Consider the following 17163-nt stretch of genomic DNA (forward strand, 5'->3'; position numbering starts at 1 on the left):
ACTGCCACGTCATCAACCAATCATAAATACTACCTTCAATCCGCTTGTAATGAACCAGATACTAGCAACCATAGATCTAAGCCCCACCACCTTAATGCGGATTCATACTGATTATATTGTACTAATGGTATTATAGTTTTTGTGATTCCACTAAATTAGCATGGGGGAGTAACTAAATGAATGAAAGACGTGAGGAAATAAAAAGAGCCCTTCAAGAAGAGAAGGCAGCGAGAAACAAAAAAGATTACTATAAAGGACTCTATAAGGATAAGAATCGAAATAGACGAACTGTTGGTACTATTTTAATAGGTGTTTCGGTACTAACTGTATTATATTTTATTTTCACCAAAACACACTCAGGCACTATTGCTGGCTATGCTTACGCTTGCTAAAAGGGGCAATAGAGATAGTAATCCCCTCGTATTGGTTTCGTCCGTAATTCCCTTCGCCCTGTTAATTTTCTTTGGTTTTGCGAACTATCAAGCCCACCAACTCCCTGATGCCCCACATGTAGTAACAGAAAACGAGCAAGATGAATTGAATTGGGAAGCCCAATGCTCAGAGGATTGGGACTTAAATTGTCAGGACCATTTTTATGGCTTACAGGATCCGCCAAGCTAAGGATCAAGTTCGGGTACCGGCACACACTCAGTACGTGGATATACGCGTAGCGATGGAACACGCGTTGACGGATAGACTAGGACTAATCCTGACGGTATAACTAGCAACAATATTAGGAAATAAATTAAGGAAATGTTGTTTGCTGACAACTAACGGGTCGCGCGACCGTGTTATAATGTCCAGTAAATAAAGCCGTTACTAACCCTAGAACGTTTTTCAAGTCTCTTTATTATGTACAAAACTTAAATCCTCTGGAAATAGCAAGATTAAGTGGAATATCTGAAGCCCAGTTATTAAGAAAATTTAAATACACGTATGAAAAAATCAAATGCAAGAAGGTGCAACTTGACGGAGACACCGATCCACTAATTGAAGACCTGCTAGTATCAAAGGCGATTAAATCAACTTTACTTAAGGCAGGATTTAAGCGACTTAGTGATATTAGAGATTATTCTGTTGAAGAACTCTCTCGAATTCGTCAACTGGGAATCAATTCGATTCGGGAGCTTAAGGAAGCCTTGAAAGATTACTACAATATTTCAATAATTGAAGAATCAAATGCTAGTGTAAAACTTAATAAAAAGACAGAAATAGGTAAAGAGATATGCTTATAAATTTATTGGGTGATCGGTAGAGCTGCTGACGTGACGAGCGGCTTTTTGTCGGGTGACAAGAACATTATCTCATTAATTACCGCGTAAATCGCGGTTTTTTTATTTTATGGGATCAAGTTCTTGTCAAAACCCAATGACAAGAACTTGATCCCATTCCCGATTTTGACAAGAACTTGATCTCATTCCCGACAGAGCCATTGTAAGAGCATTATTGTTACGCTAACTGGCAGCTTGGACAGGGCTTCAAAACCCTACATTACCAATCATTACGACAGTATCATCAGTTGCGTACTGGTAGTGCTTCTGATGGTTCTTTTGCTTTGCATGGATGTTGCAAGACTAGATTCATTTATCGAAACCAACTAATAAGAATAAGGTTTGGCATGTTGAGTGTACTTCGTAGGTTATGATAAGATTATTAGATATCAAGAGAGAAATTGAGGTGAGAAGCTTGGACCGACTTTATGATATGTTACACTTTAACTCGGAGTTTGTAGAGAAGAAGGAATTTGAAAAATATAAAGCATCTAGATTCAAAGATAGAAAGATGGTTGTTGTAACTTGTATGGACTCAAGGCTTACCGACCTTCTTCCCCGAGCGTTAAATATTAAGGATGGAAATTCCAAAATCATTAAAGATGCTGGAGCGATTGTTTTGCATCCATTTGGCAGCGTTATGCGTAGCGTTATTGTTGCTGTATATGAATTAAATGCCGATGAAGTGTTTGTGGTCGGACATCATGATTGCGGGATGAGCTGTATTGACCCTAGCGAAACCATTAATAAAATGAAGGAGAACGGCATATCTTCCGAAACTATCGACACCCTCGAAAGCTCCGGAATTAATTTGCAACAGTGGCTACACGGTTTCGATAGTGTTGAAGATTCCGTCAAAGGAAGCGTGCAAACGGTCAAGAACCATCCCCTCCTGCCAAAACACATTCCAGTTCATGGCCTTGTAATCGACCCGGAAACAGGAAAGTTGGATTTAATAGTTGACGGTTATAAACATAAGGAATCGTAGGGAAATCCGAATTGAATGAAGCCTTCCTAGATCACGAAACGCTATTCTGGGTAATACTGAGCTATCGAGAAACGTTAGTTACATACACTATCAAGATAAGGCTGCCGGCAAAATCGGCAGCCTTTGCTCAACTCCCTCAGAGAATAAGGATTTTCTCACGAATGCTCGCTCATTCGCAGGATTTCAATATGCATGTTAAATAGGAGTTCAGTTGTTAGAATAGTGTGTGGCAAGCAGTTCCGTTAGAGCGCATGCGGGAACAGAAGGTGCTGATCATATTTACAACATCTTCCATAAAAAGTTATACTGCACGCTTCTCTCCACAAGGTCCTCAGGGATTCACTCTCCCAAATCTCGACGGGTCTTTGCCCTCACATTCCTTCGTCCTATCTTTCCAAGGTGTGGAGTCCGATCAACGTTAACGGAACGGGTCTATGCCCTAAAGCTGAATAATCTCGGTACTCGTGCTTTCTTTGTGAGATCCTGCGAATGAGCCAATTTACGTGTCAGGGTTAGGATTTACCTATTATGCTGCTAATGATATTTGAGCCTTATCCATAGAGAATGTTTGTCCTTCTCTCGCCATGGCTACAAGCATCCGGGCCAGTTTCCCAATCAGCTTCATCATGGACTGCATTTTTGTCATTCGTTTCACTTCGGTATTGTGTGCATGCATGGCTTGGAACGCTTCATTGAAAGATAACAGGTGAAACACAGTGAAGTAGAGATGTTTGCGCAGTAGTGAGTTGCCTCGTTTGGTGAGCTTGATTTGCCCCTTATACTTGCCAGAACTTCGTTCTGCTAAGTTCAATCCTGCCTTGCGCAATAACTGATTTCCGTGAGACAGCTTACGTAAGTCCCCGCCAAATGCCAATATGGCAGCCGTTGCAGGAACGGAAGCACCGACAGATCGAATGAGATCTGAGCAAGGAATTTCAGGCAGTACCTTTTCAATCATCTCGTCCGCTTCATCAATGATTCGGCAGATTCTTACATACTCTTCAATGAGGTGCCTTAGCTCCCATTTATCTTCTTCAAGGGCAGTAGTATCTCCCACGCTATGTCTAGCGAGTGATTGAAGTTCCATCGCCTTGTTCTTACCTCGCACCCCGCCAGGTCTGACCATATACTCACCCCAGATCTGTACCATTTGCTCTGGAGTTAGCTGCAATAGGTCAGAAGGGGCTGGGAACCGGCGTAAAGTGGCCAACGAACGATCGCTAAAAATATCATCAAATGCTTGTCTGTATTCTGGAAAACGGATATCGAGCCAGCGGTGGATTCTATTCTTAATCCGTCCTGATTTAACAACCCAGTGCTCTCTGTTTGTAACCATGACCCGTATGCGGCGGAATGCTTCATCCTTAGGAGCGAAGGGTGTGTAGAACCCGCGACTCACCGCATCGGCGATGACCAGAGCATCCTTTGGGTCGTTCTTGGAAGGTGAGTTATCTCTATTTTCCTTATTGCGTTTGGTCGTCATTGGATTGACAAGAGCCACATCAATTCCTTGATCCACCAACCAGTTGGCAATATTGAACCAGTAGTGACCGGTGCTCTCCAATCCCACAACGAAGTCATTCATGCCGTGCATCTTCTGTAATTTCCGAATGCTGTGTTCTAAATGCTCATAGCCGGCTAGGTCATTCGAAAATAGAATAGGGCGCTTGGTGAGGACAATACCTCGAAAATTAATGGCTTGTGCAGCATGCTTCTCCTTGGCAATGTCGATGCCTATGACCAGAGTGGTAGTGGAGATACGTTCTACACGTTGATTTTGAGAATTAATTGGATTAGACTTCATAATAACGCCTCCTAAGGTGAGTTCTGAGGGCTGCAACCCAGTACATACTCATCCTAGCGAGGTGTTCTTTTTTCTGCAAGTTCAATCTACTAACACCTACAGGAATGTTAACGGGCAGATTAGTTTAATAATGATTAGCTAAACCATATCACAAGCAACGCCAAGATCTAGGGATAAAACATTAATACTAATAGTTTCAAGGAATACAGACTTCATCGAAACCTTCAGTTATAACCACGACTTCCGTTCCCAAATTGTTTTCTTACACTTGCGCCGTGGGACGATCTCGTTAACATCAATATCGTCCGGCTGCTCGATTGCGAAAGCAATCGCTCGCGCTACCGCTTCTGGCGGCATTCCCAAATCGTCTCTGACCCTTGCAAGTCGGTTTCTTACCTCTTGATTGGTTATACCCTCGATAAAATTTGTCCGTACGATGCCAGGTGAAATGATCGTTACACGCATGTGTTCGCCAGCCTCCTGCCGGAGCCCTTCGGATATCGTGCGAACGGCAAACTTACTGCCGGAATAGACCGATTGGTTCGCAACTGTTTTATGTCCTGCCGTAGAGGAGATTTTATGATTAACCCACCAATACGACCAGTACCTAAGTCTGCAGAGAGCTTACGAGGTTTTGTAAGTAGAGTTGCATTAAATTATTATTACTCTAATTCGTTCTACTTATATAAAATTTTAGAATTAACAAAAGGAAAACATCAAGAAAAGCTATACATGTTGCTAGAGGAACCGCTAGAGATAGTCATTGTAAAAGGCACGCCAGCTTGTTTAGGAGCAAGCTTAACAAACCATTGCCCCTACCGCTTCTGTCGATATCAACTCTCCGCAAAAAAGACACGATTGTGCTGGATGATATTTTGATAGAAGAAGTATGGATAGTAGGCGGACAGTCTAATATGGAATGGCCGCTTAAACGTTCCGAGGGTAGAAAAGAAGAGATTGCCAAAGCAGTAATTCAAGGGATCATGATGAAAGAAAGTTTTTCTCTGCGAAATCCTCAAATGCCGCATTCGTTACTGGATAAGCAGATAGAAAACATAAGCAATGCCTATATGTCACATAGATAAACTTGTATTGATAGATAGTAATCTTACTTATAGAATGATGGGGACTGAACTTTCCAGTCTAAGGGAGTTGTTCACGCATTCCTACGTTTAATTTCTTTTTGTATGCTTTCATTTCACTTAATTGGTAATTTCATAATCTTAGAATGGGGTATCAAATGGAATTAAGACAACTAGATTATTTTATACACATATGCAAAGAGGGTAGCTTCACTAAAGCAGCGGAAGTATTAATGGTTTCCCAACCTACTTTAAGTCAACAAATTCGCGTTTTAGAGAATGAATTTTGTACTCCTTTATTTTATAGAGTCGGAAGAGGAATTCAGATTACGGAGGCAGGTCAAATTCTTCTTGATAAGGGGCTTTCAGTGAAGCAACTTATTGAAGAATCTCGAATAGAAATCTATGAGTTAAAAAATATTCAGAGAGGCGAGCTTACAATCGGTGTATTACCAGGCGATCTATTCTACCTTATGCCAATCTTTGATCAATTTCGTGAACATTATCCAGATATTTCTTTGAATTTTGTGGAGATTGAAGACTTTTCGGAACAGTTATTGCAAAATAAAATCGATATCGGAATAACTACGGGTTCGGAACAAAACAAGCATACTGAGAGTATTCACTTAACCAAAGAAGAGCAAGTACTTATTATTGCAGAAAACCATCCTTGGGCAGAAAAAAAGATGATTTCATTTCGAGAGCTACAGCATTTAGATATTGTATTGTTTTTTCAATCTACCATGTGCCGGGAAATTATTGATTCTTATGCTATGAAATTAGGTATGACCTTAAACTCAACAATTGTAGCAGTATCATCATCATCCCTTCTATCTATGGTGCATCATAGATATGGAGCAGCATTAATATCCTTACCCCTCGTTGAAAGCTACAACCATCCCAAAGTGAAAATTATTCGAGTAACTGATCCTACACCTACAAGAGAAATAAAGCTTAGCTATCGTAAAAATAAATTTCCAAAACTTGCGGTTCGAACTTTTATTAAAATAATGCTAATGCAAGCAAGAGTCAATTTCATAATTCAATTTATCCGAGGCGATACTAGCCCCCAAATAGAGTGACGTTAGAGAAAATATGCAGCTTGCTAGGCATGTCGTATTTTTTGTTCAGTATATCGAGGGCGTACTACCGCCATGTCCGCTTCTGCTTTCGGAACAAAGATTTGCGCTGGATTTTAGACCATGCCGAAACAATCCGAGAGAAGGATTTGGAACGTGTTATCGCATTAGGCCTGTCTGATGTTTTCTTCCGCGTCTCGGATGAAGAAGTCAAACGCATCGAATCGCTGCTTACGGTAATAGGCGGAAAGATTGTTTATGGATCTCTTGAATTCCAAAAATTGTCGCTTCCAGCTCCTAAAGCCAGTCCGGACTGGGCGCCACACAATTACTATGGCGGTTACTATAATGCCTCCAATCATGGAGGCGGTGGTACTGGGCTACATGTACCACAACAGGGACATCATCATTATAACTGCAATCATCATCATCACGGCAATGGTTTCTGCGACTTGGATTGTTTCGTCTTTTGATGGGACTATAGGAGCTTTCGCAGGGCACTAGGTTGCAGGTCATATAAGTTTGTTTATAAAAAGTAGATTCGAAATAGAAAGGGTTTGGGATACTTAAATAAAGAATAAGCTTAGGCCGGTTAACTCGAACACCGGACTAAGCGTTATTTACTTGGTTGAGCTATACCCGAAATGGTGGATTCCGTTCTGTATGTTACTGAGTTTCACCAGTATGCGGAAAGAGATCTGTTATGGTTTTGATAAACAAGTTTACCGCAATTGAAGATTCTTTTAATGAAGGACGTGCTAGGTTAATTTCTCTAAACAGTATAGGATCTAGGCTGCGTGTTATAACATTAGGTGGTAACGTTGATAATGATAGTTTTGGTAAGATAGAAACACCCAGTCCTTCTTGTATCATGTTTAGTACGATGTTAACGTTTTGGAACGCAAATTTTACTTGAAGAGTTAAATTGGCTCTCTCAAAAAGTTCGAAAATAAATGTATCATAACCACCTTTGCACATAATCATCGGTACATTATTTAGGTCTTGAATATGGATTGTAGAACAGCTTTGTAAAGGGTGGTTATCTCGAAAGACTACAAACATTTCTTCTTTATATAAGGGGATTATGTCCAGCCCATCGTTCGGTGGGATAATCAGTCCGATATCAATAGTGCGTGACACCAGCCATTCTTTAATTTCAAGGATCGTTCCTTCATAAAGATTAAATTTCAAATTAGGATAACTATCTTGAATTACACGAATAATTTTAGGCAAAATGACGGCTGAAGCAGTTGGAAATATTCCAATTCGGATCGTTCCGACTTCGAGTCCTTTTTCGGCGGCCACCTCTTGTTCAACTTTCTCTAAATCTTTCAATATGTTTCTAAACAAAATAAGGATCCGTTTTCCTATATCGGTGAGAATCAGCCCTTTTTTCCGATCACGGATAAAAAGCGCCACATCCAGCTCTGATTCAAGTGCAAGAATTGCACGACTTACAGCAGGTTGGGTCATATTAAGTTCATGTCCGGCTTTTGTAAAACTACCGGTTTCAGCAATTTTTACAAATAACTGTACTTGGCAATTCGTCATAACTAAATTGGTATACCCCTTATGATTAACTTTCATTTTATTAACTTTAAGTCATATTATATCATTTATATACATCAAATATTCATGACTTGATTTAATTGGTGAAAACAAAACTGGGGTGAATAAGTGGAATTTCGACAACTAGAGTATTTTATTCAGATCTGCAAAGAAGGAAGTTTCACTAAAGCTGCGGAAGTATTGATGGTTTCTCAACCTACATTAAGTCAACAAATTCGTGTGTTGGAGAAAGAATTTGGAACTCCATTATTTGATCGAGTCGGAAGAGGAATAGAGATTAATGAGGCTGGAAAAATACTTCTTGAAAAGGGAATTGAAGTGATGATGCTTATTGAAGATTCCCGAAAAGAAACATCTGAATTAATAAATATTCAGAAGAACGAGATGATAATTGGTATCTTACCTTCTGATCTGACCTATTTAATGCCAAGATTTGATCATTTTCATGAACAGTACCCGAATATTTCAATAAAATTTGTTGATTTGGAAGATAACCCGGGACAGTTACTGGAAAATAAAATCGATATAGGAATGTCTACCGATCTCGAACCGAACAAACATATCAATAGTATCCACTTATTCAACGAAGAACTAGCGTTAGTAGTTTCTAAAGACCATCCTTGGGCAGAAAAATTAGAGATTCCATTTCGAGAGCTTGAAAAGCTAGAAACTATACTTTTTGTAAAAGATACCAAACTCCGGAAACAACTTGATGCATATACAAATAAAACAGGTATTTCTCTGCATTTAAATGTAGAAGCAACATCACCATCAACCCTACTTAATATGGTACATCTAAGAGTCGGGGAAGCAATTTTATCCCACCGTCTTGTTAAAAGCTATAATTGTCCCAATATAAAAATCATCCGATTAATTGATCCTAAACCTACACGTGAGATTAAGCTTTTCATACGTAAAGATAAATTGATGCCTCATACAGTCCGAGCCTTTATTAATCATATTCCAGAATTCACCAAAGACTTATAAGAAGCGCAACCTGCAGATCTTGCTCGGATGAGCGTGTTTTTGAGTAATATTGTGGCACTCAGATAGACATGGAAAAACCCCTCAGGGTTATTATTTAGTAAATAAGTAAATTACTCTATATTGAAATTTAATTTTATATATATTTAGGGCTATCGAACATTGCCGATAGCCCTTTAATTTTTTGTTTAGTGAACATGACGTCAAAAAGAGAACTTGAGGTAAAGACATGAGGCGCTTTTTCATTGACTCCGATAAAACCAGTTTGGTAAGCTAGTAAAAAATCACGAGGCAAGTTTTTACTTCTTAATTTTTTTCATCAACGCAAAAAGGAAGGTATTGAGATGCTAGAGTGGAAGAACGTATCTTATTATAAGCTTGCGCGCAGCGCCGTTTTTGAATCTATGAATATAAGTTCGTGTCTTTTTTGGAGGACAGGAACTAATATACGAGCTGAGAAGCTTCTTTTTATTTTGAGAAATATATATTATTGATCTTATTAAAAACTGGGGAAGCTAAGTGATAATATTACCTATATTTCGGATTCAGAAGGAGGACGAATTAAATGAATACGTTTTCGAGAAAATTTTTGTTAATATACATGCCGATCTTCCTTCTGACGGTAACGGTGCTCATTTTCATGTCATTTCTTATTGTTAATGATATCTCTAGAAATGAAACTTCCAAAGCCAATCATATCTCGACAAGTTATATTGTGGACACTGTTGATCGCACGATGAGTGAAATGGAGATGAAAGTTTTGCAAGAGCTGGAACTGGAGAATTCCTATACCGATTTTCTTTATCCGTCCGCTGATGCAAGGTCGAACGAACGTTATTATGATGTAGTAAACAATATGAATACCTTAACAAACAATTACAGCTTAATTGATTCCATTTATATTTATCGCAAGCAAGGTGACATTGTGCTTACACAGAGCGGACTTGTCGAGCTTAACGCTTTCGCTGACGCGAACTTCCTTCGCCAAAGGCTGAAGGAGCCCGAAAGCCGTGGTTGGAGTAAGGTCCGCGATTATCCGGAAGCGAATGAGACAAATCCAGTGCCCGTTATTTCCCTCAGCAGATCCTTGCCAATTCCATTTGGCCAGGACGGGATGATGGTTATTAATATAAGCAAGTATAGACTAGAAAGAATGATTAACGACCTCCTAAGTGGGAACGTTTCTTATCTCGACGTATATGATGAAAGCGGTAATCAGGTGTTTGAATTCTTGGGTAGCGGTTATTTGAAGAAGGGCAAAGTGCTAACAACCATTCATGCGAAACACCTGAACTGGACATTTCAAAGCGGTATTCAGGCTGGGCAGCTATTTTCTTGGGTATCCTTGATCTCTTATATATGGATTGTAATTGGGATCTCTACCATTATTGGTGCTATGGTGTTTATCTTTTATATGACAAGGCGAAATTATCAGCCTATTACGAAAATGATGAAACGTTTACAATTTCTCCAACTACCAATTACAGACGCGAAGCTTACATTAAAGGACGACCTTACAGTAATCAGTTATGCATTGGATAATCTAATTGAGCAGACCACTGATTATGAGAAGGAGCGCCGGAGTAATGAACATGTCCTTCGCAGACAGCTATTCCGCGGTTTAATTGAAGGCGAACGTATGGAGGACCTAAGCGAACGTATCGAGAAAATGAAGCCCTTCGCCGGCGATGCCAAGCCTAAAGGATTCACGGTTTTTATCGTCGAATTGAACCGCTATGGTCAATTTCAACAGAATTTCTCCCTCTCTGATCAAAATATTCTGAAATACGCAGTGATGAATGTATTGAATGAAATCATCAATGACCATCATATGAGCGGCTGGTACGATTGGATAAGCAGTGATAAGCTGGGAACGATAGTTAGTATGAAAGAGGATAATCCCGATAAAACTGTACTCAGAGCCGTTGGTGAAAAGTGTCACAGTTGGATAAATGAACATTTGCGCATTTCATTAACGATGGGGATCGGAATCGTCGTGACGGAACCGGCAGAGATTTACTTATCGTATCAGGCTGCCGACTCAGCCCTCCATCATAAGCTGTCTCTTGGGCAAGAAGCCGTAGTCATGAGCGAGGAGCTGCCTGAACAATCACACTTTCATAGCTATCAATATTTTCAGTCCATGTCTCAGTTCGTTCGGGAGTTCCGATTGGCGGGAGATGGCTGGCGGTTAAGGTTGGATGCCATTTTTCAGTCTTTTGTAAATGATAATTTAAGAAATGAAGAAATACACCTGCAGCTTGAAACCTTGATGAAGATACTGGAGAGGGAGGTCGGAGAGTTATCTGACTCCTTAGCAAACAGGTTTAAGGGACAGCAGTGGGATGAGATGTGGACATCGGTCGTGCAGGCCTCCAGTCTTCATGAAGTTCAGAAGATTGTATCGGATTGGTTAACGGAGTTATTCCAGACTTATGTATCGGTGAACGAATCCAAGAGCTACAGGGCTTTGATTGAGGAAATCAAAAAGTACATTGAGAATAATTATTCCAACCCAGATCTGTCATTGAAGCATCTGAGCGACCAGTTCCAAATTTCCGGAAAGTATGCCAGCTACTTATTCAAAGAAGAATTCAATACGAAATTCGTTGATTTTCTTGTACATCTCCGGATGAATAGGGCAGAGTCGTTACTTGAAAACACCAACGATACGATTCAGGATATCGCCATGGACGTGGGATATGCCAACGCTATTACTTTCGGTAGAGTTTTCAAGAAGGTTGTTGGTGTAACGCCTGGGGATTTCCGCAAACTGAAAAATACAGAGAAAAAATAAAAAAAGGTGCTTATTCCCCAGAGTGATGGTTCATTCTGAGCGGAATAAGCTTTTTTTTGACCGCGAATGGCTTTTTGGTTTATCGGGAAAAAAGTTTATTCACGCCTTCTTTGAGTTTCCAACGGTTGAAGTTTATCATGTGAAACTAGTTTATTGTCGAAGTCAGCATAAAAGCGCAATAATGTGTTCCAGAGGCAGTTCCACAAACGGGATCGGCTTCGGAGCTCTAAAAAAATTTAAAAAGTGGGTAAGGTGAGGCATTCATGCAAGAAAGAAAAACGAAGAAGTTCGCTGTACTAAGTCTTTCCATGTTATTTGCAGGCATGACCGTATTGACCGCTTGTTCTTCTGATAAGAAAGAGCAGGCAGGCCAGAGCGCAGTTCCGGCAAGCAGCGGTGCGCCAGCCAAAGCCGGCAACCTGAAAGTAGAGCTTTGGGATCGCGGCAATCCGCCGGATGGAGTCACGATTACGAACTCGTTCCTAACCAACTATGTTAAAGAAAATTTCGGCAAGCCGAACAATATTAATGTTGAGTTTGTTCCGGTGCTGCGAAGTGAGGAAGTACCCAAACTTAATGTTTTGATGGCTAGCAATACGGATGTTCCTGATCTCGTGATCACATACGATAAAGGTACTTTTAGTAAATATGCGACTCAAGGCGGTTTAACAGAGGTTACAGATTTGTTGAAGCAATACGGCCCGAATGTCAGCAAACTCCTTGGACCTGAAATTTTGAGCGTTGGTCAATACAAAGGGAAGCAGTATGCGATTCCGGCGAAGCGAGCGGAAACAGGCAAGTATGCGTCTTTCATTCGTCAAGACTGGCTGGATAAATTGAATCTCCAGGCTCCGAAAACGACCGATGAACTTTATAACGTATTAAAAGCATTTAAAGAAAAAGATCCGGGACAAACAGGAGGCAAAGTGATTCCTCTTGGCATGAGTATTGCCCCTGCCCAGTACGAGCCTATTATCTGGTCCTTTATCGGTAATATGAGCGATCAAGAGCGCTTCGAGAAAACGCAAATTCGTGAAATTCCGATGCTGGATCCAGGTTTCAAGGAAGCCATCCGGTTTATGAACAAGCTGTACAACGAAGGCTTGATGAGCCCGGACTTCGCTTTGGATAGTAAAAAGGAAACATTGACTAAAGCTATTTCCAACGGTAAAGTTGGTTTCTTCAGTGAGGATACCATCAACATTTTCTACAACGATGGGACTTACGATGCTCTGAAGAAGAACGTCCCTTCTGCGTTACTGACTCCAGTGGATGCCTACACCAATAAAGACGGTAAACACGCTAAGCCGCTCGATGCTCCGAACGGTATGTACATCATGATTCCGAAGTCGAGCAAAAATGCCGTCGAAGCCGTTAAATATCTGGATTGGATAGCGACGGGCGACAATCTGTTAACCATGCTTAAAGGGGTTAAGGGCCAGAACTACAATCTGGATGCTAATGGAATTCCGGCTGTGATCGAGAACATGGATGATAAAGTTAAAAACAACACGTTCAGCGGCGGCGATATGGGTATTCTCGCTAACGGTCTTGTTCTTGATACACAAGAGAGAACTGACGCGGCATTTATTAAGAACTTCCCAGAAAGATATCAAAGCGATGTTAAAAAAGTGCTTAAATTCGCTGTCACAGACGGGATTAAACAGATTGTTTCTCCAAGTCCGATTGAAGCGGAAAACAAATACGGAACAACATTGAGTGCGAAAGAGGAAGAACTGATTGTGAAAGCAACGATGGCTAAGCCAGATAAATTCGACTCCGTATTTGACTCAATGATGAGTGGATACATGTCCAGCGGCGGTCAAGCTATTGCTGACGAACGCAAAGCAGCATGGAAGGAAATGCAAACAAAGTAACCGAAGGTTAAGCCCACGGTTACACCAAATCAAAGGAGCGTGAATCAGGCGCTCCTTTGATTTTAATAGACTGGGTGTAAGGGGAGGAAGCAGCGAATATGAACGTATACCTTCGACGATACTGGCAGCTGTATGCCTTAGTCGCATTGCCGATTGTTTACTTTTTCATCTTTAAATATGGACCGATGTATGGCGCACAAATTGCATTTAAGGATTTCAATTTTTTCAAAGGGATTAACGGAAGTGATTGGATAGGTTTTGAGGCATTTCGGGAAGTATTCAAAAATCCTGATTTTGTTATAGCGCTTCGTAATACGTTTATGCTGAATTTGCTTGATCTTCTGGTATCTTTTCCGGCACCGATTATTTTGGCTATCATCCTGTTTGAAATAAAGGTCGTATGGTTTAAGAAGCTTTCCCAAACGATTTTATATATTCCCCATTTTATATCCTGGGTCATTATTGGTGGTATCGTTTACCAAGTTTTCGGCAATGAATCCGGCATGATTAATAACATACTCACCGGTATGGGCTATCCATCCATCCCGTTTCTATCGGATAAAAATTACTGGCTGATCACCTATTTATTAACGGGGGTATGGCAAAGCGCCGGGTGGGGAACGATTCTATATCTGGCAGCCCTAACAGGAATCAACAAGGAATTATTTGAAGCAGCCGAGGTTGACGGAGCGGGAAGGATGAAGCGCATCTTGCATATCACGCTGCCGGGAATCAAAACAACCGTGGCAACGCTGTTGATTCTTAATCTAGGCAATATGGTATCCATCGGCTTTGACAGACCGTATATTATTGGAAATCTGATCGTCCGTGATTATTCGGAAGTTTTAAGTACGTTCGTGTATCGAGTCGGACTTGAATCCGGACAGTATACACTGGCGACCGTGGTCGGATTGTTCCAAGCCGTCGTAGGGTTGATTTTCTTGATTGGCGCTAACTTCGCTTCCAAAAAGTTGACTGGTGACGGCATTATTTAAGTGAGTTGTAGAGGGGAGTCAGTACGATGAATGAACGGGCAGTAAACCGAGTATATGATACAGTTTTTATTGCATGTATAGCAGTTAGCGTAGTGCTCTGTCTTATTCCTTTTATCCATATTATTGCAGTATCTTTGAGCGGAACAACACCTATTACATCCGGTAAAGTTTCCTTATGGCCGCTTGAAGCGAACTTGGAATCGTACAAGAAAGTGTTTACGAATATGTCGATGATTCGTTCTTTGGGCTTTACGATCTTCTTGACGGCGCTAAGTACGGTATTAAGCATGATCATGACCATCGCCGCCGCGTACCCTTTATCGAAGAAAGAGCTTAAGGGTCGTCAAATCCTTATGGTGATCATCATTTTTACCATGTTTTTTAGCGGAGGCATGATACCGGAATATATTTTAATGCGCAGCCTGAATCTGCTGAACACCGTATGGTCTTTAGTGCTTCCCGGTTTAGTCAGTGCATTTAATCTAATCATTCTCATTTCTTTCTTTAATGGCATCCCTAAGGCATTGGAAGAATCTGCGGAAATAGACGGATGCAGCTACTTCGGCATGCTGTGGCGGATTACCTTGCGCTTGTCCATGCCGGCGCTGGCCACACTGAGCCTTTTTTACGCGGTGGGAAGATGGAACGGATTTCAAGATGCTTTAATGTATATTACGAAGCAGGAGCTCTATCCGCTTCAATTGAAGCTTTATCAGATGATACAGAACAGTCAGGTCAACGACCTGATGAGACTGGAAGGCAGCCAAATGCAGTTGGTTGTGCCAGAAAGCTTAAAGGCCGCTACTGTCATATTCTCTACAGTTCCGATTCTCATTGTATACCCTTGGCTGCAGCGCTATTTTGTTTCCGGAGTCATGCTGGGCGCGGTTAAAGAGTAAAGGGGGAGAATAGCAACACAAACAGGATTCACTTCTAAAAAGAAAGAGGGTAAACCGTATGGTCTATCATAAGCTAGTGAAGATTAACGATCAATGGGTGAAAGAGGCGTTCGATCGTCAGGTGCTGGATAACGAAAGCCGCTATTTCGGAGGCGTTGTTGATCCGGCAACAGGGATCCCATGGCCTAGTCATACGAATTCTCTAATGATTATGGGTTTATGGGCAGCTGCTCTAATCAATCCGGATTCTACTTATTATCACGACAACATACTATTGGAACGACTGAAAAAACTGTCGCGGTTTATGTTGAATTTTCAGCATGATGACGGCACCATTTCACCGGGCTGGACCAACTATCACTCGCCACCTGACACAGCCTTCAACGTAGTAGGGCTATCCCAAATCTACAATCTGCTGTCGTCAAGCGAGTGGCAGCCGGCCGAGTCCGTTGCTGCCGATGTTCATCGTTTTCTGGAGCGGACGATTCCTGCCCTGCTGACAGGCGGCATTCATACGCCTAATCATCGTTGGGTGATCTGCTCAGCCCTCGGTTCCTTATACGATATCTTTGGCATTGAAGCGCTCAAAGAACGCGCCTCGGAATGGTTGTCCGAAGGGCTGGACATCACTCCGGACGGAGAATGGACGGAGCGCAGCAACGGTATTTATAACGCTGTCAGCGACATTAATCTTTACTATGCGGCTCGGTACCTGGACCGGCCGGAGCTGCTCGAGAGTGTGCGAGCTAATCTGAGGATGATGATGTATTTGGTTCACCCTGACGGCGAGATTGTGACGGACTATTCGGGACGTCAAGATTTTGGTCAAAAGTTCACGCTTGCCGACTATTATTCCATTTATCAGCTCATGGCGGTACATGACCGGGATCCTTTGTTTGCGGCCATGGCCAGCTTGGCGGGCGAAGCGATTACCCATCCCGGCGCCCTTCCGAACAACGCCATGCTGAACCTTTTGCTTCATCCGGCTTTGCGGGAGAGCTCGGTGCAACCGGCGGAGCTTCCTACCGAATATCGTAAAATCATCAATGGCGATTTCAATCGCTCCCTGTACTTATCCAAAATGGAGCAAGCCGGTCATAACGGAAAAATCTCGCATAGCAGCTTTCACCCGGAATTCGGCGCCCCGGTGGCTAGACACCGGAGCGGCAAAACCAGTGCGACCGTTATGACGGAGGCCACCTCTTTCTTTGCGTTACGGCACGGCCATGCTAGGCTGCTAGGCGTTCAAGTAGGCTCCAACTTTGAGCCAGGCACGACCAAATTCAAGGAGCTGAAGGAGCATAATGGCGCATACCTTTTGAAGTCGCAAGAGAAAAAGGGCTATTATGGCCCAATCCCGCAGGCGCAGCTTCCAGAAGATGCATCGGAAAATCTAAGCCCGTGGTACCTGCTTCCGCATCACAAAAGGTCCATGACCCATGAACAGACACATGAGACCTTCGTTGAAGCGGCAGAGACCAAGGAAGGATGGACTCTGCGTATTCGGTCAGACAAGCCGGCGGATGTGTTAACACAGGTTGTCTTTCTCTTCGGAGTGGAAGGGACGCTGCATACCGATGGCTGTGAGCCCGTCGGTGAAGATAAAATGATGTGGCGCAATGGCAGCGTCAGATACGAGAATAATGGAGATTGGATAGAAATAAAGGGTGCTGCTTCTGAGCATTCGTCAACAGCCATCCGCAATATGGTTTATCCGAGGGGCTGTCAGATGCTTCTTGTCAATCTGATTACACCGATCGATCATACATTCAATATTCGGGTTTCACCGAATTCTGCTTCGAATGGTTAGGAGAGATA

Annotated in this window: 14 protein-coding genes and 1 pseudogene; 12 read left to right on the plus strand and 3 right to left on the minus strand. The window is 42.0% G+C overall.

Going from position 1 to position 17163, the window contains the following annotated elements:
* Window positions 1-176: 176 nt before the first annotated feature.
* The 3 genes from ASD40_RS32815 to ASD40_RS32825 all read left to right on the plus strand — a co-directional run bounded on the left by ASD40_RS32815 (window position 177) and on the right by ASD40_RS32825 (window position 2259).
* Window positions 177-392 carry a hypothetical protein gene (locus ASD40_RS32815; protein WP_057307327.1) on the plus strand — a complete coding sequence of 72 codons (216 nt, stop codon included), beginning with the start codon at window positions 177-179 and terminating at the stop codon, window positions 390-392.
* Between the two features lie 567 nt (window positions 393-959).
* A complete protein-coding gene (locus ASD40_RS32820) occupies window positions 960-1235 on the plus strand; it encodes a DNA-directed RNA polymerase subunit alpha C-terminal domain-containing protein (RefSeq protein WP_057307328.1) in 276 nt (91 codons plus the stop codon).
* Between the two features lie 451 nt (window positions 1236-1686).
* Window positions 1687-2259 (plus strand): beta-class carbonic anhydrase, encoded by a 573-nt coding sequence (locus tag ASD40_RS32825; protein ID WP_200957499.1) that lies wholly within the window; start codon window positions 1687-1689, stop codon window positions 2257-2259.
* A 526-nt stretch (window positions 2260-2785) separates the two neighbouring features.
* On the opposite strand, the gene ASD40_RS32830 is transcribed toward ASD40_RS32825, so the two are convergent.
* The gene (locus ASD40_RS32830) at window positions 2786-4063 is read right to left on the minus strand and encodes an IS110 family transposase (protein ID WP_057307330.1); all 1278 of its coding nucleotides are present in this window, start codon (window positions 4061-4063) and stop codon (window positions 2786-2788) included.
* Window positions 4064-4291: 228 nt separating this feature from the next.
* Window positions 4292-4639: pseudogene (locus ASD40_RS32835) on the minus strand (SDR family oxidoreductase); the annotation flags it as partial.
* A gap of 284 nt (window positions 4640-4923) precedes the next feature.
* On the opposite strand from ASD40_RS32835, the gene ASD40_RS32840 reads away from it, so the two are divergent.
* The 3 genes from ASD40_RS32840 (at window position 4924) to ASD40_RS32850 (ending at window position 6697) form a co-directional block, all read left to right on the plus strand.
* On the plus strand, window positions 4924-5148 hold the full coding sequence (locus ASD40_RS32840; protein ID WP_156390262.1) for a hypothetical protein: 225 nt from the start codon (window positions 4924-4926) through the stop codon (window positions 5146-5148).
* A gap of 155 nt (window positions 5149-5303) precedes the next feature.
* Window positions 5304-6227 (plus strand): LysR family transcriptional regulator, encoded by a 924-nt coding sequence (locus tag ASD40_RS32845; RefSeq protein WP_057307332.1) that lies wholly within the window; start codon window positions 5304-5306, stop codon window positions 6225-6227.
* Window positions 6228-6328: 101 nt separating this feature from the next.
* Window positions 6329-6697, plus strand: coding sequence for a hypothetical protein (locus ASD40_RS32850; RefSeq protein ID WP_235549474.1), 369 nt, complete (start codon window positions 6329-6331; stop codon window positions 6695-6697).
* A gap of 193 nt (window positions 6698-6890) precedes the next feature.
* On the opposite strand, the gene ASD40_RS32855 is transcribed toward ASD40_RS32850, so the two are convergent.
* Window positions 6891-7775: a LysR family transcriptional regulator gene (locus ASD40_RS32855; protein WP_057307334.1), complete on the minus strand. Its 885-nt coding sequence runs from the start codon at window positions 7773-7775 to the stop codon at window positions 6891-6893.
* A gap of 126 nt (window positions 7776-7901) precedes the next feature.
* On the opposite strand from ASD40_RS32855, the gene ASD40_RS32860 reads away from it, so the two are divergent.
* The 6 genes from ASD40_RS32860 (at window position 7902) to ASD40_RS32885 (ending at window position 17155) form a co-directional block, all read left to right on the plus strand.
* Window positions 7902-8780, plus strand: coding sequence for a LysR family transcriptional regulator (locus ASD40_RS32860; RefSeq protein WP_057307335.1), 879 nt, complete (start codon window positions 7902-7904; stop codon window positions 8778-8780).
* A gap of 562 nt (window positions 8781-9342) precedes the next feature.
* Window positions 9343-11574 (plus strand): helix-turn-helix domain-containing protein, encoded by a 2232-nt coding sequence (locus tag ASD40_RS32865; RefSeq protein WP_057307336.1) that lies wholly within the window; start codon window positions 9343-9345, stop codon window positions 11572-11574.
* Window positions 11575-11837: 263 nt separating this feature from the next.
* Entirely contained in the window at window positions 11838-13451 is a 1614-nt protein-coding gene (locus tag ASD40_RS32870) for an extracellular solute-binding protein (RefSeq protein WP_057307337.1), read from the plus strand.
* A 98-nt stretch (window positions 13452-13549) separates the two neighbouring features.
* On the plus strand, window positions 13550-14446 hold the full coding sequence (locus tag ASD40_RS32875; RefSeq protein ID WP_057307338.1) for an ABC transporter permease: 897 nt from the start codon (window positions 13550-13552) through the stop codon (window positions 14444-14446).
* Between the two features lie 26 nt (window positions 14447-14472).
* On the plus strand, window positions 14473-15345 hold the full coding sequence (locus tag ASD40_RS32880; protein WP_057307339.1) for a carbohydrate ABC transporter permease: 873 nt from the start codon (window positions 14473-14475) through the stop codon (window positions 15343-15345).
* A gap of 58 nt (window positions 15346-15403) precedes the next feature.
* Window positions 15404-17155, plus strand: a complete 1752-nt coding sequence (locus ASD40_RS32885; protein ID WP_057307340.1) for a hypothetical protein — start codon at window positions 15404-15406, stop codon at window positions 17153-17155.
* Window positions 17156-17163 lie beyond the last annotated feature (8 nt).

The organism is Paenibacillus sp. Root444D2 (assembly GCF_001426375.1).
In the GTDB taxonomy this organism is placed as follows: domain Bacteria; phylum Bacillota; class Bacilli; order Paenibacillales; family NBRC-103111; genus Paenibacillus_E.

What these genes read in the sequence shown, in the direction of transcription:
- ASD40_RS32880 (WP_057307339.1), top strand. Translation starts at nt 14,473, where the DNA reads ATGAATGAACGGGCAGTAAACCGAGTATATGATACAGTTTTTATTGCA.
- ASD40_RS32875 (WP_057307338.1), top strand. Translation starts at nt 13,550, where the DNA reads ATGAACGTATACCTTCGACGATACTGGCAGCTGTATGCCTTAGTCGCA.
- ASD40_RS32870 (WP_057307337.1), top strand. Translation starts at nt 11,838, where the DNA reads ATGCAAGAAAGAAAAACGAAGAAGTTCGCTGTACTAAGTCTTTCCATG.
- ASD40_RS32885 (WP_057307340.1), top strand. Translation starts at nt 15,404, where the DNA reads ATGGTCTATCATAAGCTAGTGAAGATTAACGATCAATGGGTGAAAGAG.
- ASD40_RS32845 (WP_057307332.1), top strand. Translation starts at nt 5,304, where the DNA reads ATGGAATTAAGACAACTAGATTATTTTATACACATATGCAAAGAGGGT.
- ASD40_RS32855 (WP_057307334.1), bottom strand. Translation starts at nt 7,775, where the DNA reads ATGACGAATTGCCAAGTACAGTTATTTGTAAAAATTGCTGAAACCGGT.
- ASD40_RS32815 (WP_057307327.1), top strand. Translation starts at nt 177, where the DNA reads ATGAATGAAAGACGTGAGGAAATAAAAAGAGCCCTTCAAGAAGAGAAG.
- ASD40_RS32830 (WP_057307330.1), bottom strand. Translation starts at nt 4,063, where the DNA reads ATGAAGTCTAATCCAATTAATTCTCAAAATCAACGTGTAGAACGTATC.
- ASD40_RS32865 (WP_057307336.1), top strand. Translation starts at nt 9,343, where the DNA reads ATGAATACGTTTTCGAGAAAATTTTTGTTAATATACATGCCGATCTTC.